19 protein-coding genes are annotated in these 20,554 nt (G+C 58.2%); 3 read left to right on the forward strand and 16 right to left on the reverse strand.

Annotated features, from left to right (window positions below; genetic code table 11):
* Position 1: 1 nt before the first annotated feature.
* The 9 genes from GT571_RS01005 to ileS all read right to left on the reverse strand — a co-directional run bounded on the left by GT571_RS01005 (position 2) and on the right by ileS (position 10,248).
* Positions 2-379 carry an ATP-binding protein gene (locus tag GT571_RS01005; protein WP_161154880.1) on the reverse strand — a complete coding sequence of 126 codons (378 nt, stop codon included), beginning with the start codon at positions 377-379 and terminating at the stop codon, positions 2-4.
* Positions 372-965 (reverse strand): hypothetical protein, encoded by a 594-nt coding sequence (locus tag GT571_RS01010; protein ID WP_161154882.1) that lies wholly within the window; start codon positions 963-965, stop codon positions 372-374. Before GT571_RS01010 ends, GT571_RS01005 begins: the two co-directional genes overlap by 8 nt.
* A gap of 100 nt (positions 966-1,065) precedes the next feature.
* Entirely contained in the window at positions 1,066-2,415 is a 1,350-nt protein-coding gene (locus GT571_RS01015; RefSeq protein ID WP_240136073.1) for a replication-associated recombination protein A, read from the reverse strand.
* 60 nt (positions 2,416-2,475) lie between these two features.
* A complete protein-coding gene (locus tag GT571_RS01020) occupies positions 2,476-3,723 on the reverse strand; it encodes a deoxyguanosinetriphosphate triphosphohydrolase family protein (protein ID WP_161154884.1) in 1,248 nt (415 codons plus the stop codon).
* A 31-nt stretch (positions 3,724-3,754) separates the two neighbouring features.
* Positions 3,755-4,177, reverse strand: a complete 423-nt coding sequence (locus tag GT571_RS01025; RefSeq protein WP_161154886.1) for a prepilin peptidase — start codon at positions 4,175-4,177, stop codon at positions 3,755-3,757.
* Between the two features lie 80 nt (positions 4,178-4,257).
* Positions 4,258-5,553: a glycosyltransferase family 2 protein gene (locus tag GT571_RS01030; protein WP_117635141.1), complete on the reverse strand. Its 1,296-nt coding sequence runs from the start codon at positions 5,551-5,553 to the stop codon at positions 4,258-4,260.
* Between the two features lie 82 nt (positions 5,554-5,635).
* On the reverse strand, positions 5,636-6,649 hold the full coding sequence (locus GT571_RS01035; protein ID WP_161154888.1) for an RluA family pseudouridine synthase: 1,014 nt from the start codon (positions 6,647-6,649) through the stop codon (positions 5,636-5,638).
* Positions 6,649-7,248: a signal peptidase II gene (gene lspA / locus GT571_RS01040; RefSeq protein ID WP_233502795.1), complete on the reverse strand. Its 600-nt coding sequence runs from the start codon at positions 7,246-7,248 to the stop codon at positions 6,649-6,651. Before lspA ends, GT571_RS01035 begins: the two co-directional genes overlap by 1 nt.
* 222 nt (positions 7,249-7,470) lie before the next feature.
* Positions 7,471-10,248, reverse strand: a complete 2,778-nt coding sequence (gene ileS, locus GT571_RS01045) for an isoleucine--tRNA ligase (RefSeq protein WP_192934595.1) — start codon at positions 10,246-10,248, stop codon at positions 7,471-7,473.
* A gap of 509 nt (positions 10,249-10,757) precedes the next feature.
* Between ileS and GT571_RS01050 the strand changes: the two genes are divergently transcribed.
* Together GT571_RS01050 and GT571_RS01055 are read left to right on the forward strand one after the other, a co-directional pair.
* A complete protein-coding gene (locus tag GT571_RS01050; RefSeq protein ID WP_161154892.1) occupies positions 10,758-11,840 on the forward strand; it encodes an iron-containing alcohol dehydrogenase family protein in 1,083 nt (360 codons plus the stop codon).
* Positions 11,841-12,354: 514 nt separating this feature from the next.
* Complete coding sequence (locus GT571_RS01055; protein WP_161154894.1) at positions 12,355-12,957, forward strand: Type 1 glutamine amidotransferase-like domain-containing protein; 603 nt, start codon at positions 12,355-12,357, stop codon at positions 12,955-12,957.
* A 115-nt stretch (positions 12,958-13,072) separates the two neighbouring features.
* Here the strand turns inward: GT571_RS01055 and GT571_RS01060 are convergent, their stop codons facing one another.
* The 3 genes from GT571_RS01060 to ftsH form a co-directional block, all read right to left on the reverse strand.
* Complete coding sequence (locus tag GT571_RS01060; RefSeq protein WP_369831449.1) at positions 13,073-13,300, reverse strand: IS3 family transposase; 228 nt, start codon at positions 13,298-13,300, stop codon at positions 13,073-13,075.
* A 207-nt stretch (positions 13,301-13,507) separates the two neighbouring features.
* Positions 13,508-13,969, reverse strand: coding sequence for a 2-thiouracil desulfurase family protein (locus GT571_RS01065; protein WP_161154896.1), 462 nt, complete (start codon positions 13,967-13,969; stop codon positions 13,508-13,510).
* Between the two features lie 76 nt (positions 13,970-14,045).
* Entirely contained in the window at positions 14,046-15,938 is a 1,893-nt protein-coding gene (gene ftsH, locus GT571_RS01070; protein ID WP_192934582.1) for an ATP-dependent zinc metalloprotease FtsH, read from the reverse strand.
* A gap of 92 nt (positions 15,939-16,030) precedes the next feature.
* Here ftsH and GT571_RS01075 point away from each other — a divergent pair, with 92 nt between their 5' ends.
* Positions 16,031-16,516 carry a cob(I)yrinic acid a,c-diamide adenosyltransferase gene (locus tag GT571_RS01075; RefSeq protein ID WP_161154898.1) on the forward strand — a complete coding sequence of 162 codons (486 nt, stop codon included), beginning with the start codon at positions 16,031-16,033 and terminating at the stop codon, positions 16,514-16,516.
* 85 nt (positions 16,517-16,601) lie between these two features.
* Here GT571_RS01075 and GT571_RS01080 read toward each other — a convergent pair whose 3' ends face one another.
* The 4 genes from GT571_RS01080 to thyA all read right to left on the reverse strand — a co-directional run bounded on the left by GT571_RS01080 (position 16,602) and on the right by thyA (position 20,477).
* Complete coding sequence (locus GT571_RS01080) at positions 16,602-17,951, reverse strand: MATE family efflux transporter (protein ID WP_161154900.1); 1,350 nt, start codon at positions 17,949-17,951, stop codon at positions 16,602-16,604.
* 125 nt (positions 17,952-18,076) lie between these two features.
* Positions 18,077-18,991: a TrmH family RNA methyltransferase gene (locus tag GT571_RS01085; RefSeq protein WP_161154902.1), complete on the reverse strand. Its 915-nt coding sequence runs from the start codon at positions 18,989-18,991 to the stop codon at positions 18,077-18,079.
* Between the two features lie 109 nt (positions 18,992-19,100).
* Positions 19,101-19,619 (reverse strand): dihydrofolate reductase, encoded by a 519-nt coding sequence (locus tag GT571_RS01090; protein ID WP_161154904.1) that lies wholly within the window; start codon positions 19,617-19,619, stop codon positions 19,101-19,103.
* A gap of 9 nt (positions 19,620-19,628) precedes the next feature.
* The gene (thyA, locus tag GT571_RS01095; protein ID WP_117629294.1) at positions 19,629-20,477 is read right to left on the reverse strand and encodes a thymidylate synthase; all 849 of its coding nucleotides are present in this window, start codon (positions 20,475-20,477) and stop codon (positions 19,629-19,631) included.
* Positions 20,478-20,554: the final 77 nt, after the last annotated feature.

Below are 20,554 nucleotides of genomic sequence, written 5' to 3' on the forward strand. Positions count from 1 at the left end.
ATTAGATATCCGCCTTGAGGTCGAGGGAAAGCGTTAGGGGCGCTGTAGTCTTTTCGTAGGAATCGCACACGCTCGCGAGGATGAGCTCGGCATACACCGCAGCCTGGTCGTTTTCATCAACCGTAGCCTGGTCTCCAAAGGTAATAGTCATGCCAACGTGAGTCTCATCGACATCGAATTTGATGGTGATGTCGTCGCAGTCGACCGCGGTGCACCCAAAGATGAAAGCCTCCTCGGCAGCCATGCGGATGTCCTCGATGCGATCGACAGACATGGAGCACAGGGCACCAACGTTGGCGGCCGTCATGCGCACCAGGCGCGCCAGACGCGGGTCCCCGGCAACGGTCAGCGTGATGGGACAGGTTGCTTCGCTACTCATCGCGGGACTCCTCAGAGGACTCGGCGGGCGTATAGGTGTAATACTGAGCCGGCTTGGCTGCGGGCTTCTGAGCCGCATCCGCACCATCTTCGGCCTCGTCCTCGGCCTCACCGATCAGAACGCGCTCGGTAGGCTGCTCGGCCTCGGCGGCGGCAGCAGCGAGCTTGCGATCGGCGTCGGCTGCAGGAGCCTTCACCTTATTGAAAAGCTTCTGCACGGCGCCAGCAGCAGAATCAGTCACACTCGATACGGCATTGCTGGCCTCGGCCATGCTGCACGTAACCTCGGAAATGTCACGAACCACGGCTTCGACCTCTACGAGATTGGAGGTAAGGGCATCAACTGCCGTCTTGCTCGACTTAAGCAGCGGCTCCATCTGGACAAGCGCCGGCGTAAGCTCATCGACAGCGCCATCGAGCTTTGCCACCACAGGTTGAGCCTCGGCGATGGTGTTGTTGAGGTCGTTCACGGTCTTGTCGAGCGAATCGACAACGGTGCGGGTTTTGCGCAGGGTAAGCGCAAGCTCAACGATAGCCCACACGCCGGCAACGGCGAGCAGCAGCAAGGCGATTTGAATGGGACTCATACAAGCCTCCCAAAGGAATCGAAATACAGACGCTTTCCATGGTACCCCAAAGGGGACCGAACATGCCAAGAGCAGCAACGTGGGACAAAATTATCAGCAGCTACTTCGGTGCATTCCCGCTGCGGTCACGTTCGCTTTGTTCTACGCGCCATTCTTCCCAACCACGGCCGGCAGGCCGCCAAAATGCACCGCGTTCTAAGCCTTCGGGCAAATAGCGCTGGTCGACCCAGCCTTCGGGATAATCGTGCGGATACTTATACACACCGTATTCATCGCTGCCCGGGCGATGGCGATCGCGCAGATAACTCGGCACCTCGCGAAGCCCACTAGAGTGGATATCGGCCAGCGCCGCATCGATCGAAGCCTCACACGCGTTGGATTTAGGCGCCAAGCACACATAGAGGGCAGCCTGAGCCAGGTTAATACGGCACTCGGGATAGCCAATGACCTCGGCAGACTTAAACGCGGCATGCGCCACCAAAAGCGCCTGCGGATCGGCGTTGCCAACGTCCTCAGAAGCCTGAATCATAATACGGCGAGCGATAAACTTGGGATCCTCCCCCGCATCGATCATGCGCGCGAGCCAATAAATGGTGGCATCGGGGTCGCTGCCGCGCATGGACTTAATGAACGCACTGATAATGTCGTAGTGCATGTCGCCGTTTTTGTCGTACGAAAAGCCACGACGCGGGTTGGCAATCTTTACGTCATCCACGGTGATGGGATAGCGCTCCCCCGCCGCCGGCGCTGGCGTCCCTTCGGTATCGGGACGCGTGACGGCAATCTCGCTCGCCAGCTCAAGTGTCGTCAGGGCCGAGCGTGCATCACCCGCAGCCAGCGTACAAATGGTCTTGACCGTATCCTCATCGGCCGAGAACTTACCGTTCAGGCCCTGTGGTGCCTCGAGCGCACGCTCAATAAGCGTGGCGATATCCTCATCCTTCAGATGTTCAAGCTCCACCACGCGTCCGCGCGACAACAGTGCCGAATTGACCTCGAAGTACGGGTTCTCGGTCGTGGCGCCGATCATAATGACGGTACGGTTCTCAACCGCATGCAGCAACGCATCCTGTTGCGACTTCGAAAAGCGATGAATCTCGTCGATGAATAGAATGGTGCGACGGTCGTAGGTATTCAGGCGCGTCTTGGCCTCGTCAATCACGCGGCGCAAGTCCTTCACGGTGCCCGTCACGGCGCTGACCTCGACAAACTCGCTCTTGGTATGGTTGGCGATAATGTGGGCCAGCGTCGTCTTGCCCGTACCGGCCGGCCCGTACAGAATCACGCTCGACAGCACGTCGTGCTCGATCGCGGCACGCAACCATGAGCCCTTACCGACGGCCTTTTGCTGGCCCACATACTCATCGAGCGAATTGGGGCGCATGCGAACCGCAAGCGGCGCATTCTGAAAGGAACGCTCGCGCGTCGAAACAGAAAAAAGGTCGTCCATAGCCATCCCGTGCATCATTCAAAAACGTTTTCCACTAACAGTATACCGAATTTATACGAACTACCGTTCGTTAATATAGGTACGGTGCGGAAACTTTAGACCCGGGAACAGCTTGCTCGTCAGCTCGCAGAAATAACCGTCCGTCATGCTCGCGATATAATCCACCACGGCTTGGTCCTTGTCGTCCTGCCAGGCATAGGTGCGATCGTAGTAGGAAAGCTGCTGCTCAATGCGCGAAATATGGTGCTTAAAGATGTAAGAGGACTCGTCGCCACTGTTTAGATCCCACAGGCAACGGTCGTAGAGCTTTACGAACGCCTCGCGCAGCTCCGCCTCGGAATCGCCTTCGATACCGCCCTTGCTATAGATCTTCTCGTAGTTCTCGTGCTTGGCTCGGCGAATTTCCTCAAACAGGTCCTCGCTCATCTCGATACGCGGCTTACCATAGCTGTGCTCAACGATATCGATGGAGGCATGCGTTAGGATCCAACTGTTGTAGGCGCCGCCCCGGCCATCATCAAAAGCGTCGGGCGAAAGCAGGCCCGCCGCGATCGCATCCTGACGGTCACGACCGACGTAGGCAAGAATATCCGAGATGCGAACGACGCAGCCCTCGAGCGTCATGGGACGCAGGTGCCCAATGGCGCCATAGCCCGTGGCGATGCAGTCCTCGACCGCCTGATCGAACTGGTCAAAGGAGCCCATATCCGACAATTCAAACACGCGCTGCTCGTACTCGCCGTTATGGCATAGCACGCCGTCGAGCGTCTGGAGTGACACGTTGCGGCCGTACAGCGCGTCGAGCACGCGGACCGACTGCACGTTATGGAAAAAATAACGCCCCGTACGCTCATGATAGATATCGTTGAGGAAGCGCTCGCCGGCATGGCCGAAAGGCGTGTGTCCCAAGTCGTGGCCCAGGCCAATCGCCTCGATCAGATCGCAATTGAGCCCCAGGGCGCGACCGATATCGCGCGCAATGCGGGAGACAAGCTGCACGTGCAAACCGCGACGTGACAGATCGTCATTGCTACGGAAGCTAAAGACCTGCGTTTTGCCTGCATAACGAGTGTACGCCGGAAGATGAAGTATCTTTTCGGTATCGCGCATAAACGCCGGACGCAAAAGCGTGCCTTTGTCGGCGGCGCGATCAATACGACGAATTACCTGATCGTCGTTGCAACGATACGGGTTGACATAGCCCGAAGCACGATCGGCAGAAATGCGCTCGACAAGTTCGGGCGACAACGCCGAGGGAATACGGTCCATGCGCGCCTTAATGACGGCCGATTCTTGATTAGTTGCCATGGCATGCTCCTTAAAAAGGATGCGCAATCGGTTACAATGTGCAGCCCACGACCTCGATTATGGCAAAAATCGGCACCAAAAACGGGAGCAATGGCAGGGAGCGCGATTTTGTGATGAGGCAGGAGAGGGCCAGGACCAGGAGCGCGACGGCAAATGCCACGATGCCACCCATAGGGTCGAGCGTGCAAAGCGCGAAAAGTGCCTTAGCATCTCCCATGCCGATGCCGGGGGTCTGGCGATGTCGCCGCCAAAGCGACTCAGTCAGCACAAGAGAAAGGTACACGATGACCGCAAGGCCAGCGTGGTCAAGTGCCGTGTTTAAGCCCCCATCCAGCCACACGCCCGCAAACGCCGCCACGGCACACGCAGCAGCAAGCGCGTTGGGAAACCGCCGCTCGCGGATATCAATCGCCGCGCCGGCAAAGGCACAGATCCAAAATGGGATATAGAACATAGAAACTCCCTCAATTGAACGCTCAAACGCAAAAACCACCACAAAGGTGCCTGTCCCCTTTGTGGTGGTTTTGGTGGTGATTATTTGGCGCCTTGCATGACCTCGTCAAGGGTGACGTTGACGGCGTGCTGCGTCGGCACCCAGTCGACCTTCAGGAACAGCGCAGCCACCGTGATGGGGATATAGCTGAACATAAAGATCGGGAAGGTAAACAGGTTAGTCACCAGGCGCCACTTTTGCGCGCAGTGAATATGCTTGTACTCAAAGATAGTCGTGAGCAGCGCCAGGATAAAGAAGGTCTGGTACATCATCACGAACGTCATGATAAGCGAGGCGGCACAAGCCTGCATCTCGACTTCGGTAGCTAAGAAGCCGTGCGAGAGTCCACCCACGATGAGGAACGTCGCGTTGGCGAGCATGGAAATCAGGGACAGAAGCATGCCCGGAGCGATGGTCATAAACATGTCGTAGGCGGCAAAGCGATGATAGCGGAAGGTCGATTTGACCAGGTGCTTACCGTAGGTAAAGAACACCTGGTAGAAGCCCTTGGTCCAGCGCATGCGCTGTTTCCAGGACGCCTTAAACGTCACGGGCTGTTCGTCAAAGAACTCCGCCGGCGCATAACCGATGCGAATGCCGTGAATGGCACAGAACGTAGTGAACTGGATGTCCTCGGTCAGCGTGTGGAACTGCCAGCCGTGCATGCCCTCAATAACACTGGCGGAGATGAGGTAGCCCGAACCAGAGACGGCACAAGACGTCTTACAGATGTTGCGCGCGTTGTTGAGGAAGCGGGCCTCACGCAGATACCAGGTGGCGTTGGCAGACGAAATCCACGAGCTGCCGAAGTTCTTGGAGTTACGATAGCTCGTAACCACATGGAAGCCCTGGTCAAAGGCATCATTCATCTTGGAGACGTAATCGCGGGAGATAACGTTGTCGGCATCGAAGATAAAGTAGCCCTCAAACGTGTCGGGATACTCGTTGAGAATGCGATCGAAACCAAAGTCCATGACCCAGCTCTTACCCTTGCGGGCCAGGTCGTTGCGCTCATAAACGATGGCGCCTGCCTCGCGCGCGAGCTGCGCCGTATTATCGGTGCAGGCATCGGCGACCACGAAGACCTCGATAAGCTCGGACGGATAATCCTGGTCCTTGATGGAGCGAACGAGGTTGGCGATCACGGCCTCCTCGTTATGCGCCGCGATAAAGAAGGCATAGCGGTGGAGTTTTTTGGCCTTGGGAGGCGCGACCTCGCCACGAAGAGCGCCAATGACAAAGAAGACCACCTGGTACAGAAAGCAGACCGTGAGTAGCGTAACCACAATCTGATTAAAGATCACGATGGGCGTGTTAGTTTGTAAAAAGGCGAGCATGCAGGCTCCCGAGAACGCGTTACGTAAACAACCGTATATCTTACCGTAGGCTAACCGAGTTCAAGAAACCACCTAATACTGGTTAGGGTTCGAGCAGACCGAGCTGCGGAACGATTTCGTCGCCGGCGGCAGTGCGGCCGAGCGAGCGCGGGGCTAGGTCATCCAGAACGGCGGCGAGATCCCACGGCAGCTCATCACGGCACTCAATGCGCTCCCCCGTCACGGGATGATCGAACGCCACACGCCAGGAATGGAGGAATTGCCTGGTCAAACCCTGGTCGGCACGCACATCGCACTTACCGTAGAGCGGATCGCCCACGCAGGCGTGGTTGATATGGCGCATGTGCACGCGAATCTGATGCGTGCGACCCGTAAACAGGTGGCACTCGACGAGCGTATAGCCATCGTCAAAACGCGTGGAATCGAAGCGCTCGAGGACCCTAAAGGTCGTAATGGCCTGGCGCGCGAAAGGATCGTCCGAAACCGCCATCTTGACACGGTCGCGCGTAGAACGGGCAATGCCGGTGTTGATCGTGCCCTCGTCCATGGCAATGTGGCCGTGGACGAGCGTAATGTAGCGGCGGTCGAGCGTGCGCGTGCGGATGAGATTCTGGAGCGCGCGCTGGGTGTCGTCGTCCTTTGCCGCAAGCATGAGACCCGAGGTATCGCGATCCAAACGATGCACGATACCGGGGCGGTCCTCGCCCTGCACGGTGCCCAGATGGTCGATACCGCAGTGATAGACCAGGGCATTCGCGAGCGTACCGCTCTCATGACCATGCGCAGGATGGCACACCAGACCGCGCTGCTTGGAGAGCACGATAAGGTAGTCGTCCTCGTAGCGAATGTCGAGCGGGATGGCCTCGGGAATCACGTCGGTCGGGTCGTGCGGCTCGGGCAAATCGACCGAAATACGGTCGCCGGAGCGCACGGCATACTTTTTTGACAGGCATGTCTCGCCGTTGACGGCAACGGCACCGCCCTCGATCAGATGCGCGCAGGCAGAGCGCGTAGGGCAGCCGTCATTAGCGCCCAGATAGGCGTCAAGACGCTGACCAGCGGCATCGTCGGCAACAAGGATATGGATGTCGGCCATTAGCGCTCGCTCCTTTCGCGAATCTTGCGGGCACGCTCCCCACGCTGCTGGGCCTTGCGCTTAGCGCGGGCCTCGTCACGGGCGTTGAGCTCGGCGGTCGCGTCGACCTCACGGGCCGCAGGACTCAAGAACATGTAGCCGATGAGGGCAAGCACCACACCGACCGTAATGCCGACATCGGCCACATTGAAGACGGGGAAGTCGATGAAGGTGGTGGCAATAAAATCGGTCACAAAGCCAAAAGCCAGACGGTCGATCGCATTGCCAATGGCGCCGCCCACGACCATAGCCATGCCCACAACCTCAAAGCGAGCAAGCTGGGGCGCGCGAAGCAAGTACACCGCGATCGCAACGATAACGACAAACGCCAGCACGGCAAACGCGAGGCCATGTCCCTCGCCCATGCTAAAGGCAGCACCGATGTTACGCACGAAAAGGAAGTCGATCACACCGGGGATAACAGTCACATGCAGAGCATCGCCGACGGCACGAACCGCAAGCTTGGTCAGCTGGTCAACAAGCAGCACGGCCAACGCCACGCTACCAGCAACACCCAACCGCCAACGCAAAGGCGGCGTCATATCCGCAGAACGACCCAAATCAATCCCCTACCCTCAAAAACATCGAATTACGTTTAACGCAATTAACCATCTTATATTGACACACGCAGAACGCACGACATATCCACCAACGCAAGCTAAATAACCAGCATAAAAAGAAAGCGGCATTCCGAAAAACAGAATGCCGCTTTTATTCAGCGGAGCAAAAGGGGCGAGGGCGCCCAAATACTCCCTATAACTAAAATGCCGAGTTACCGTGCCTTAAAGGGCTTCCGCACACCTCTTGCAAATATGTGCGTGACCGTTGTACTCGCCGACGGTGGTGCGGTAGTTCCAGCAACGATCGCAGCACTCGCCCTCGGCAGCCTCGATGGCAACGGAGAGCTCCTCGCCCTGGGTCAGTTCAACAGCGGAGACGATGTAGAACTCGGCCAGGTCGACGGCCTTGTCGCCGGTCAGCAGCGCATACACCTCGGCGGGAACGACCGCCTTGACGCGGACCTGTTGACTCTTAGTGAAGGTGCCGGCGGAGCGGGCATCCTCAAGGGCCTTGGTCACGGCGCTACGGAGCTCGAGCGAAGCCTCGAGCACGCCCTCAAACTCGTTGGCCTCGTCGACCGTGATGGGCGACTTGTACCAATCGAGCAGCGCGGCGTACTTCTGGTGATCGACGCAGCCGGCAGGCGCATAGGCCATGGCCTCGTCGACGGTGTAGGACAGAATCGGCTGCAGATCGCGCATGAGCATCGAGAAGAGCTCAGCGAGCACGGTCTGGGCGCTGCGGCGCTCGAGCGTACCGGGCTTGTCGCAGTACAGACGATCCTTCAGGGCGTCGAGGTACACGTTGGAAAGCTCGGTAACCACGAAGTCGTAAAGCGCACGGTAAGCGCGCGGGAACTCGTAGCAAGAGTAAGCGTCGTCGACCTCGGCCTGGACCTGGGTCAGACGGGCAACCATGAGCTTGTCGAGCGGCAGCAGGTCGGCAAAAGCGACGCCGTCGGTCTCGGGCTCAAACTGACCCTCGAGCTCGGAGAGCAGGAAGCGCAGCGTGTTGCGGAAGCGACGGTAGGCATCGGACGTACGGGCGAGAATCTCGTGGTCGATGGAGACGTCGGAGCTAGTATCGACGGAGGCGACCCACAGGCGGATGATGTCGGCGCCCATCTCGTCACAGACCTTGTTGGGGTCGATGACGTTACCGAGCGACTTGGACATCTTACGGCCCTGGCCGTCGAGCGTGAAGCCCTGCGAGACGACCGCCTTGTACGGGGCATGGCCATTGGCGCCCACCGAGGTGAGCAGCGAGCTCTGGAACCAACCACGGTGCTGGTCGGAGCCCTCGAGGTAGACGTCCGCCGGGTACTCCAGCTCGGGACGGTACTCGCAGACGGCCTTCCAGGAGACGCCGGAGTCCCACCACACGTCAAGAATGTCCTTATCGGCCTTGAGGTGATGGCCACCGCACTTGGGGCAGACGCAGGCCTCGCCCAGGTAGCTCTCGGGAGCGTCGGTGAACCAGGCGTCGGAGCCCTTCTCGTGGAAGAGCTTGATGACGGCGTCGAGCGTGGCGTCGTTCATGACCTTCTCGCCGCAGTCGGCGCAGGTGTAGCTGGGGATTGGCACGCCCCAGTTGCGCTGGCGGCTAATGCACCAGTCGGGACGCTGCTCGACCATGGCGCCAATGCGGTTGGCGGCATGGGCCGGATACCACTTGACGTTCTCGCGGACCTCCTTGCCAGCCTGCTCGCGCAAACCGGTCTTGTCCATCGAGACAAACCACTGGTCGGTAGCACGGAAGAGCACCGGGTGCTTGCAGCGCCAGCAGTGCGGATAGCTGTGCGTGATCTTCTTCTCGAGGACCAGGGTGCCGCGCTCGCGCAGGAACTCGATGATGTGCGGATTGGCCTCATCGGTGTCCATGCCGCTGAAGGGACCGCCGGTGCCAAACTCCTCACCGGTGTAGAACTTGCCGTCGTCATCGACCGGCATGCAGATGTCGGTGATGCCCTCCTTGAGGCAGGCGAAGTAGTCGTCGACGCCGTGGCCGGGCGAGTTGTGGACGATACCGGTACCGTCGTCGACGCCGACGTAATCGGCCAGCAGCGCCACGCCCTCGACGCCGTCAAAGATCGGCTGCTTGTAGTGGATGTGGTGGAAGGTCTCGGCGGGAACCACGTAGGGCTTGCCGTCGACCATGACCGGGGTGTACTCCCAGCCAAACTCCTCGCAGCACTTGGGAGCAAGGTCCTCGAGCATGACCTCGGCGCGGCCGTCGTGCTCAACGGCGACATAGGCGGCGCCGGGCTTGAGGGAAACGGCCTGGTCGGAGGGGATGGTCCACGGGGTAGTCGTCCAGATGATGAAGTCGACCGGGCCGTCGAAGTTCTCGAGGCCGGCGGGCTTGGAGGTCATCTCAAAGCGAACGAAGATGGAAGGGCTCGTCTCGTCGGAGTACTCGATCTCGGCCTCGGCGAGTGCGGTGTGACAGTGCTTGCACCAGTGAACCGGCTTGTGGCCGCGATAGATCATGCCCTTATCGAACATGGCCTTGAAGACCTCGATGTCGGCGGCGTCATGCTGGTGATAGAGCGTCAGATAGGGGTTGTCCCAGTCGCCGAGCACGCCCAGGCGACGGAAGCCGGCCTTCTGCAGCTCGATGTTCTCGACAGCGAACTTGTTGCAGAGCTCGCGGATCTTAGCCGTGGAGGTCTGGTTGAACTTCTCGGTGCCGAGCTTCTCCTCGACCTTGTGCTCAATCGGCTGACCGTGGCAGTCCCAACCGGGGACATAGGGAACCTCATAGCCCTGCATCATCCAGTAACGGTTGATCATGTCCTTGGAGATCTTGTTCATGGCGTGGCCGATGTGGATCGGGCCGTTGGCGTACGGAGGGCCGTCGTGCAGCACGAACTTCTTGTGACCCTCGTTCTTCTTCAGAACCTGCTCGTAGACCTTGTTGTCCTGCCAGTCCTTGAGTCGCTTGGGCTCGGACTTGGAAAGACCGGCACGCATGGGAAAACCGGTCTTGGGCAGATTCATCGTCTGCTTGTACTCGTTTGCCACGGTACCCCTTTCTTGTCATGGGCGCGCACGCCCTCTGGGCACCAAAAAAGCGCCCGTCCCTACAAGCTGGGACGAAGCGCCACAAACGGGCTGCACGCCCGCAAAAGCTCTTCGCTTAACCACCCAGCTTAGATGCCCTCGCCCGCGTATTCGCGCGCTCGCATCCGTTACTCGGCTGGTCTGTATCGACGACCATCTCGGCGATGTCTACTAAGACGAACCTACGCGGCACGTCCGTTGGGACCGCAGCTCCGGGGTGATTTTCATCGGTCGCATGCACGGGTTCTCAGCGCTCCCCGCTCTCTGTAGCATGCGGACGGCCGACTACTCGTCCCCATCAACGCTTATGCGGAGTATGCTAGCACGTTCCGCACCGGCGAAAAACCCTCAACACTGGTTTTATACGTTCGAAATTTCTTGCGGCCGTGGACCTTCTCTTGGAGCAAAATACCTGTAAGCACTTTATCGAACGAAAGAAGATTGCTATGCGCACGATCGGAATGAGCGACTATACCGTTGGCGAAGACTGCTTTGACGAGCTGCACGGCGCGTTGGCCGAGTACGGAGCAACCAAGGTCGCCATCATTGGTGGTAAACGAGCACTGGCCGCAGCACTTCCCGGTATCGAAGCTGCGCTGGCAGGTACCGACGTCGAGATTCTGGAGACACGCGTCTACGGTACCAACAGTACGCGCGCCAATATCGCCAAGGTCTTAAACTCCCCCGCCTGCCAGGAAGTCGACGTGCTCATTGCCTGTGGCGGCGGCAAGGCGCTCGATACCGTGAAGACCGCAGCCATCGAGCTCAAGAAGATCGTCTTTACGGTGCCGACGATCTGCTCCAACTGCTCGGCCGCGACCGCCATTGCCGTTGTCTACAACGACGACGGCTCGCTCGAGGGCTATTCGTACCCCAACCGCCCCGCGCACATCTTCATCAACCCCAAAATCATCGCCGAGGCTCCGGCAGAATACTTCTGGGCGGGTGTGGGCGATGCCCTGTCCAAGCAGCCCGAGGTCGAGTACGCCACGAGCGCCGGCAACCTGGAGCACACCGCCGATCTTGGCCTGGCGCTCGCACACACCTGCTCCGAGCCGCTGTTTACCTATGGCGTGAAGGGTCTTGAGGACGTTCGCCAGAACCTGTCGACCGAGGCCGTCAAGCAGATCGCGCTCGATATCGTGGTCAACACGGGCTACGTCTCCAACCTGACCAACCAAAACGATTACTACTACAACTCGAGCGTGGCGCATGCGTTCTACAACGCCACCTGCAGCATTCCGCGCAAGGGCACCTACCTGCATGGCGAGGTCGTGAGCCTGGGCGTGCTGGTGCTGTTTGCCTACACGGACGATACCGAGAACCTTGAGCGCTACGCAGCCTTTAACAAGGAGATGGGGCTGCCCGTGACGCTTGAGCAGGTCGGGCTTTCCGAGTCCGATATCCCCGCCCTGTGCGAGTACGCGCACACCACCAACGAGTGGAAGCAGGGAAACCCCGAGCCCTTCACCGACGAAAAGTTCGCCGCCGCCATCAAGGCTGCCGACGCTTACGGCCACACGCTCTAGGACTGGCCCAAAACCACCACAAAGGGGACAGGCACCTTTCTGGTGGTTTTTTATTGCTCCAGCATTCAGTTCGTACTCGAACCCAATTCTTTACGAGAAAGGGTTCGGGTACGTTTTTTGTTTATCGGAAATTCTGCGGAAGGACTACTCGGAACGGTAAACAGGAACGAACAGAGGCAGGGTATCATCGTGGTGATGGTATCCTGCCTTTTGTTTTGCGGGATCAAGGTCGCTTTATGCGAACTTGATCGCCACTTATATGGCGCATTGATGGCAATTGCTTCGTACGTGCATACCGGGAGCCTGTACACCTCTGGCAAGGCGTAACACACTAGACTTTGTTCCAAAGTCCGTGTGCTAAGGGGGCAGGCCCCTTAGAATTACTGTGGAGTGTGTACGCACGTACGCAGAAAAACGGCAAAATTTCGCTATATCAGGGCGTTCTTTCATTGGAGAGTATGGTATACACGGCTTAGTTCAACAAATAAGAATTTATATATAAAGGAGAATATTGATGAAACTGTTTTTATGTTCTCACTTTTCAAGTGTAGGAAGTCTGATAAAGGAAGAAATTGAAAATAAAAAAGTCGCATTTATTCCAACAGCTTCGCTGCGTGAAGACTACACCGGTTATGTCGGCTCGGCTCGAAAATTATTCAAAAAGTTGGGAGCAATCGTAACTGAAATTGATATTTCAACGGAGGCTTATTCAACGATACAGTCTCTTTTTGAAGATGCGGATGTGATCTATTTTACCGGCGGAAATTCTTTTTTCCTTATAGACCAGCTCCGTAAAACGGGAACGGATGAGCTGTTGAAGAAAGAACTGGCAAAGGGAAAACTGATGATTGGTGAATCGGCAGGTGCGATTGTATGCGCTCCAAGCATCCAATATATCGAGCAAATGGATGAAAAGCCGGAGGACTACTCACAAGAAGATGATTCAGGGCTTAATTTGATTGATTTCTATGTTCTTCCGCATTATCTTACGGCACCATTTAAGAAAGTTACCGAGAAGATAATGACTGAGTTTTCGGATTTGAATCTATGCCCAATTAACAACCGTCAGGGAATTGTAATTGATGGTGAAGGTTCAAAGGTAATTTGCAAAGACTAATTTGAAAATTCCAGTTTGCTGTACTCGTTCCTAGCAGGGTTAGGGGCAGGCACGCCCCAACAAGAAGCTGTCCCAAAGGGGCAAGAATGGGGACTGCGGACGATTTCTTGGACCGTTACGCGGCCCTTCCCAGCGCGGAGCGGAACTCGGCCGGCGTGCGGCCACCGAGCGCATCGCTGCGCCTCTCCGTATTGTATCGACCGATCCAGCCCCCGAGCTCCTCGATGAAGCGGGCGGGGGTCCAGTCCGACCAGTCCCTGCCGTGCCAGAACTCCTTCTTGAGCAGGCCGAAGAAGCCCTCCATCGCCGCGTTGTCCGGGCTGCAGCCCTTGGCGGACTGAATTGGCTACACTGATGTGGACAGTTCCAGGAGGGGCGCAAGAGACGGGAAGGCCGTGTGCGCGTTCCTGCGCGAGGGCCGCGGGGAGGGGCTGCCTGGGTACGGCGCCTGTCAACTCGGTCTACGTCTTTGATGACCGGGTCGTACTCAATATCAACTTCACGGATGATGCCAAAACGGTCACCCGTGAGGAAGTGTTGGGTTCGAATGCTATGGACAATGTTCCAGCATGCTGGGATCGAACTCGCTAGCCGGAATCACACGGTACCCGTGACGCAGCAGCAGATCGACAAAAACACCGTTGCCCGCGGTGAGCGTACCGCTAAAGGTGCCATCGTAGACGCGACTCGCACCGCACGAGGGGCTACGGTCCTGCAAGACGCACGCAGCGATCTCGGACGGGCCGCCCGCCTGTTCGCACATATCGAGCGCACGTTGGGCACCCAGGCGAAACTCGCGATCGACCGAGATGCCCTCGCAGGTACGGACCTCGCCGTTCACAATCTCGGACGGCTTGCGCGGCGTGGGCAGGCCGCCAAAGACCTCAGGGCACACCAAGAGTACCTCGGTCCCCGTGCATTCGCACGCTTCGACCAGCTCGCGATGGTAGTTATCGAGCCCGTTATACTTGCAGCTCTCGCCCATCAAGCAGGCACTTACCACGATTTTCATATTCAACTCTCCCCACGCAAAACGCCCCATTTGAGATGGACACTCAAATGGGGCGATAGACACTGCGCAGCCAGTATTACTGCTGCTTCGGCATCAGCGGATTCTCGCGCGTGAGGAGATTCATGAACTCCTCGCCCGTGATCGTCTCCTTCTTGTACAGATAACGAGCCAGCTCGTGGAGCTTAAACTTGTTTTCCTTCAGGATCTGCAGGGCGCGGTCGTGCGCATCCTCGATCAGCTTGGCGACAATTGCATCCACGCGCTCGGCCGTACCGGGGGCGCAGGTGAGCGACGTATCCTGGTTGAGGTACGCATTCTGAACGGTACCGAGCGCCATCATGCCAAACTCATCGGACATGCCAAAGCGCGTCACCATGTTGCGGGCGAGCTTGGTGGCCTGCTCGATATCATTGGCCGCGCCAGTCGTCATCTCACCAAAGATGAGCTCCTCGGCTGCACGGCCACCGCAATAGACGGCGAGCTTGTCCAGGACCTCCTGGCGTGTGGTCAGGAAGCGCTCATCCTCCTCGACCTGCATGGTGTAGCCCAGAGCACCGCTCGTGCGCGGTACGATGGTAATCTTCGTGACCGGCGCGGAACCCTTTTGGCGGGCAGCGACGATGGCATGGCCGATCTCGTGGTAGGAAACGACCTGCTTCTCGTGGTCGGAAAGCACCGTGGACTTACGCTGTTGGCCGGCAATGACGACCTCCACCGACTCCTCGAAGTCGTCCTGGGTTGCACGCTTGCGGCCCTCGCGGACGGCACGCAGGGCGCCCTCGTTGATGATATTGGCCAGGTCGGCGCCCGAGGCACCAGGCGTGGCGCGGGCAATCGCGGTCAGATCGATCGGCGGCTGGGTCTTCACGCTCTTGGCGTGGAGCTCGAGGATGTTCTTGCGACCGGTCAGGTCGGGCAGCTCAACGGGGATACGGCGGTCAAAACGACCGGGGCGCAGCAGAGCGGGATCGAGGCTGTCGGGACGGTTGGTGGCAGCGAGGACGACGATACCCTTATGGTTATCAAAGCCGTCCATCTCGGTCAGCAGCTGGTTGAGCGTTTGCTCGCGCTCGTCGTTGCCGCTAAAGCCGCCGCCATCGCGCTTCTTACCGATGGTATCGATCTCATCGATAAAGACGATACACGGGGCCTTTTCCTTGGCCTGCTTAAACAGATCGCGAACCTTGGCGGCACCACGGCCGACGAACATCTCAACAAACTCAGAACCAGAAATACTAAAGAAAGGCACGCCCGCTTCGCCGGCCACGGCCTTGGCAAGCAGGGTTTTACCGGTACCCGGAGGGCCGACAAGGAGGGCACCGCGCGGCAGCTTGGCGCCGATCTCCTCGTAGCGCTGCGGCTTCTCCAGAAAGTCGACGACCTCCTTGAGGGACTCCTTGGCCTCTTCCTGGCCGGCGACGTCCTTAAAGGTCACGCCCACGTCCTTGGAGGCGATCACGCGCGCGCCGGACTTGCCCAATCCGCCGCCGCCAAAACCGCCGCCGCCAAAGTTCATCGACGGGCCGTCATCGCCCATAGCCTTCTTCATGCGGCGGTTGAGCCACCAGCCAATCAGGAAGAAAATCGCCATGGGAAGAATGAGGGTGATCAGGTAGTAGGTCATCAGGCCCGAGCTCTTGTCGGGAACGACCGACTCCAGCGAGGCGCCGGATTCAAGCACGCGATCGGTAAAGCCCGCATCGTTTGGCACACCGGTCGTCTTGTAGGCGATGTTCTCGTCCTCGCCCTTCTTGGTGTAATAAATCGTGTAATCGTCCGTATTGTATTCGACCTTGTCGACACTCTTCTTATCGAGCGCTTTGACAAAGGTCGAGTAATCGGTCTTCGTAATCTGCTGCGTGTGACCGATGTTGGGGAACAGAACGGTCGAGAGCACGAGGTAGACGACGAAGGCGATGAGCACGTAGAGGATCATATTCCGTCTACGTTTGTTGTCATCCATCTCCATCTGCTTGAACTCCATCTACTGGGGTTGATAATGGTTTCTAGAATACCCAACCCGAGCGACGATAAACCGACGCCGGACACGAAAGGACAGAGATGGCATCACTGGAAGTCGGCAAGGTTCAGATCTACACGGGCGACGGCAAGGGCAAGACGACGGCTGCGCTGGGGCTTGCACTGCGCGCCACGGGCTATGGACTTAACGTGCTTATGCTGCAGTTTGCCAAGAAGCTGCACTGCGCCGAGCATGATGCGGCGCCCCGTTTAGGTCTGCGCATCGCACAAGCCGACCGCGACACGCCCGAAGCCTGTGCCGCACAGATCATGGAGCTGGCGCGCAAGCAGATTAGCCAAGTCGACGTTCTGATTCTGGACGAACTTGGCGAGGCCATGCGCCGTGGATTTGTGACGCGCGTGGATGTCGAAGCGCTGATCGCGACAAAGCCCGCCACCACGGAGCTCGTGCTCACCGGCCGCGGTCTGCTGCCCCTCGCCGATCTGGCAGACCTGGTCACCGAAATGCGCCCCGTCAAACATTACTTCGACGAAGGCCTCCTAGCCCGCCAAGGCATCGAATACTAAATGATCCGAAGGGGACGGAGGAAAACGGATCATTTTGCCTTATCGCCAGGTCAATGATCCGTTTTCCTCCGTCCCCTACGGATCATTAGGCGGTGGCGCGGCCGAGCCAGTTGCCGCTGTGGTGGTAGATGGTAAACATCGTGGCCGTGATGAGCCAGGTTACGGGGTAAACCAGCAGCAGGTGCTCAAGCGCCGGATCGAACGGCATAATCGCAAACACCCAGATCACCCTGAGCACGACGGTGCCAAAAATCGTGAGCATCATAGGCTGGAAGCTCACGCCAGCGCCGCGGATGGAGCCGGACGCGTTTTCGATAATCGAGAAGATCGCGTAGAACGGCGCGATGAAATGAAGAATCGTCGTGGTGTAGGCCGAAATCGAAGCATCGTCGACAAACAGACGCGACAACGGACCCGAGAACACCAGTAGCACGGCAGACAGGCCACCAATGAGCATAAACGACAGCACAAGCGACGTATGGTAGCCCCTGCGCATGCGCTCGTAGTTGCGCGCGCCAAAGTTCTGTGCCGAGAACGTGGTGATCGAAACGCCAAGCGCCTCGGTAACCATCCAGACAATGCCATCCAAACGGCCCGAAAGACCCCACGCCGTGGTGACATCGGCACCAAACGAGTTGACCGACACCTGAATCAAAACGTTGGAAATCGAATACGCAGCAGACTGAAAGCCAAGCGGCAGACCACACGAGATCATGCTCTTACAAATGCCAGGATCAATGCAGAGTTTGGACAGTGAAAGCCGCCACGCACCCGGAGCGTGCATCATACGAATCACGATCATCGTGGCGTTGGAGCAAATGGTCAGCGCCACCGCGATGCCGCAGCCCAGAGCCTCCATATGAAGCACGGCAACGAAGATGACATCCAGCACCGCATTAACAAGGCAGCCGGAAGCAATGATCACAGCAGGACCGCGTGTGTCGCCCACGGCGCGCAGCAGCGCCGTTCCCATATTGAGCAGCAGCGCCGCAACCATGGCGGCAAAATAGCAACGAGCATAGGCCACGCCCTCGGCCAATAGTTCATGCGGCGTGTTCATAAGTACCAGCATGGGCTCAACGAACACTATGCCAAGAATCGAGAAAACGATACCGCCCACCAGCGCGAGCGTCATGGCCGTATGGACCGAACGACTCAATCGCTCATCATCGTGCTGACCAAAATACTGACCGGTAATGACCGCGCAGCCAGCGCCAACGCCAACGCAAAAGCCAATGCAGAGCTCGGTGAGCACCATCGTGGCTTGAATGCCACCCAGCGCGAGCTTGCCGCCAAACTGGCCGACGATATACGTACCAATAAGCGTGTAAGCCTGCTGAAAAAACGAGCTAAAGAAGATAGGGACGCACAGCGACAGCAGCTGTTGCCAAATGACACCCTGCGTTACATCGATAGCCGTAGATTTCTTAGCCACACGCCCTCCCCACCAGCGTACGTCAAACAACAAAACGGCAATTTAAGACCAAAGCCAATACCAGCTTAGCACCGACCGACGTCGGCCGAAACGCCCCGAACCAGAGCCCGGTGCTAACTATCTGCCTAGTGATACAGCCCCGGCTGGTAGTGGTACTCGTTGCTCACATGCGAGCACAGCTGCCAAAAGGCAACAGCGCTTGCCGCGGCCACGTTGAGTGAATCGACCCCATGCGCCATCGGAATACGCACGGCGCGGTCGCAGCCTGCAATGGTCTTGGCGCCCAAGCCAGCACCCTCGGTGCCCATAAAGATTGCCAGGCGGTCAATCTCCTGGAGCGCGGGATCGTCCAGCGACACCGAATCATCCGTCAACGCCATAGCGGCACACGAAAAGCCGGCATCGTGTAGCGCCGCCAGCCCATCATGCGGCCATACGCGCGCTTCGCTGCCAATGCGTGTCCAGGGCACCTGGAACACCGTGCCCATGCTCACGCGGGCCGAACGACGATACAGCGGATCACAACACGTAGGACTGACCAAAATGCCGTCGACGTTGAGCGCGGCCGCCGAGCGGAATATTGCGCCCACATTGGTATGGTCGACAATGCCCTCGAGCACGCACACGCGCACCGGGCGCTCCCCCGCCGCCTCGACGACGCCGCCCAAGAACTCATCAACCGGAATCTGTCGCGGGCGACGAAATGCCGCGAGCGCACCGCGCGTCACGTTAAAACCCGTCAGACGCTCCATAAGCTCCATCGAGGCAACGAACACGGGAACCGGACCCGCGCCCTCGCGTACCGCCAGGCGCTCAAACAGCGGCATCATCTGGTCGAGCCAGCGCTCGCCCAAAAGAAAGCTCGCCGGCTCGTATCCGGCGCGAACCGCACGTTCGATGACCTTGGCACTCTCGGCGATAAAAATGCCCTTCTGCGGCTCCAGCACGCAGCGCAGCTCACGCTCGGTCAGTCGCACGTAGGCATCAAGCCGCTCGTCCTCGAGCGAATCGATTCGCAGCACCTCAACGGCATCAGTCATAGCAGCCAGCCCGCACCTTTCTTTACAGCGCATCTATACCAAACGAGGCGACGCTAAGCGCCGCCCCATGCATTCAGACAATCCGATGATACCGTTCACGCCGGACGATTTACGCCTCAACGCGACGATACGTTACGAACTCATAATCGACACCCTCGTCGCCCTCGCCCGAGGCAATCGTGGCAACACCGCCACGCCGCGCAATCTCCCACGCGGGATCGGCATCCAGATCGGGAAAATACGTATCCACGTCATGCACGCAATGGTCATGCGTAACCTCGGCCTCGGCGCAATACGGCAAAAACTGCCGATACACCTCGCCGCCACCGATCACCCACGCAACGGGCTCATCGGCTACCGCGGTGAGCGCTTCGTCGACGCTATGCACCACGTCGACGCCCTCGGCAGCAAAGTCCTCATCACGCGTGAGCACGATATTACGACGGTTCTTGAGCGGACGCCCGCCGGGAAAACTCAGCAGCGTCTTGCGTCCCATAATGACAGGGCAGCCTTTGGTGCGCGCCACAAAATGACGCATGTCGGCGCGATTAGACACGACCATGTCACCCTCGCACCCAATGCCCCAATCGTCACACACGGCGACAATGGCGGAAAGCTTACACGTCATGCGCGTCACCTACACCGCAATGGGGATGTTCTTGACCTGCGGGCCGTGCTCATAGCCCTCGACAATCAGATCATCGGTCGTAAACGCATAGAAGTCATGTACATCGGGGTTAAGCGTTACCTTAGGCGCGGCAAACTGCGGACGCTCGATAAGCTCGCGGACGATATCGACATGACGGTCGTAAATGTGGGCATCGGCGATCACATGCAGCAGCTCGCCGGGAATCATATCGACCGATTGCGCGACCATCATCAGCAAGATGGCGTACTGGCACACATTCCAGTTGTTCGCGGCCAAAATGTCCTGGCTGCGCTGGTTGAGAATCATGTTGAGCGTCGGTTTGTCATCCTGCGGGCGCTGCGTCACGTTATACGTCACGCTGTAGGCGCACGGATACAGGTGCATCTCGGACAGGTCGCTAAACACATAGGTATTCGTCATAATGCGGCGGCTGTACGGCGTGTTCTTAAGGTCGTACAGAACGCGGTCCATCTGGTCAAAGTCGCCCTCGGCATAATGGCTCTTCTGCCCAATCTGATACCCGTAGGCCTTGCCGATGGAACCGGTCTCGTCGGCCCACTCATCCCAAATATGGCTGTTGAGGTCATGCACGTTATTGGACTTCTTTTGATAGATCCATAGGATCTCATCCATGGCAGATTTGAGGGCCGTACGACGCAGGGTAAGCGCCGGAAACTCCTCGCGCAGGTCGTAGCGTGCCGTGACACCAAAGTTTTTAATGGTATAGGCAGGGGTGCCGTCCTCCCACACCGGACGGACCTTTTGGCCCTCGGTGGTGGTGCCATGGTCCAGAATATCGCGGCACATGGTTACAAACTGTTGATCAGCTTTGCTCATTGACCCTCCTGTCAGTCGCCTATAAGCGAGATTCATTGTATCCCAGGCGCGCAGTGTCGGATTGGACACTTGGGTCG

Origin of the sequence: Collinsella aerofaciens (assembly GCF_009876115.1) — a bacterium.
Lineage (GTDB): Bacteria > Actinomycetota > Coriobacteriia > Coriobacteriales > Coriobacteriaceae > Collinsella > Collinsella aerofaciens_N.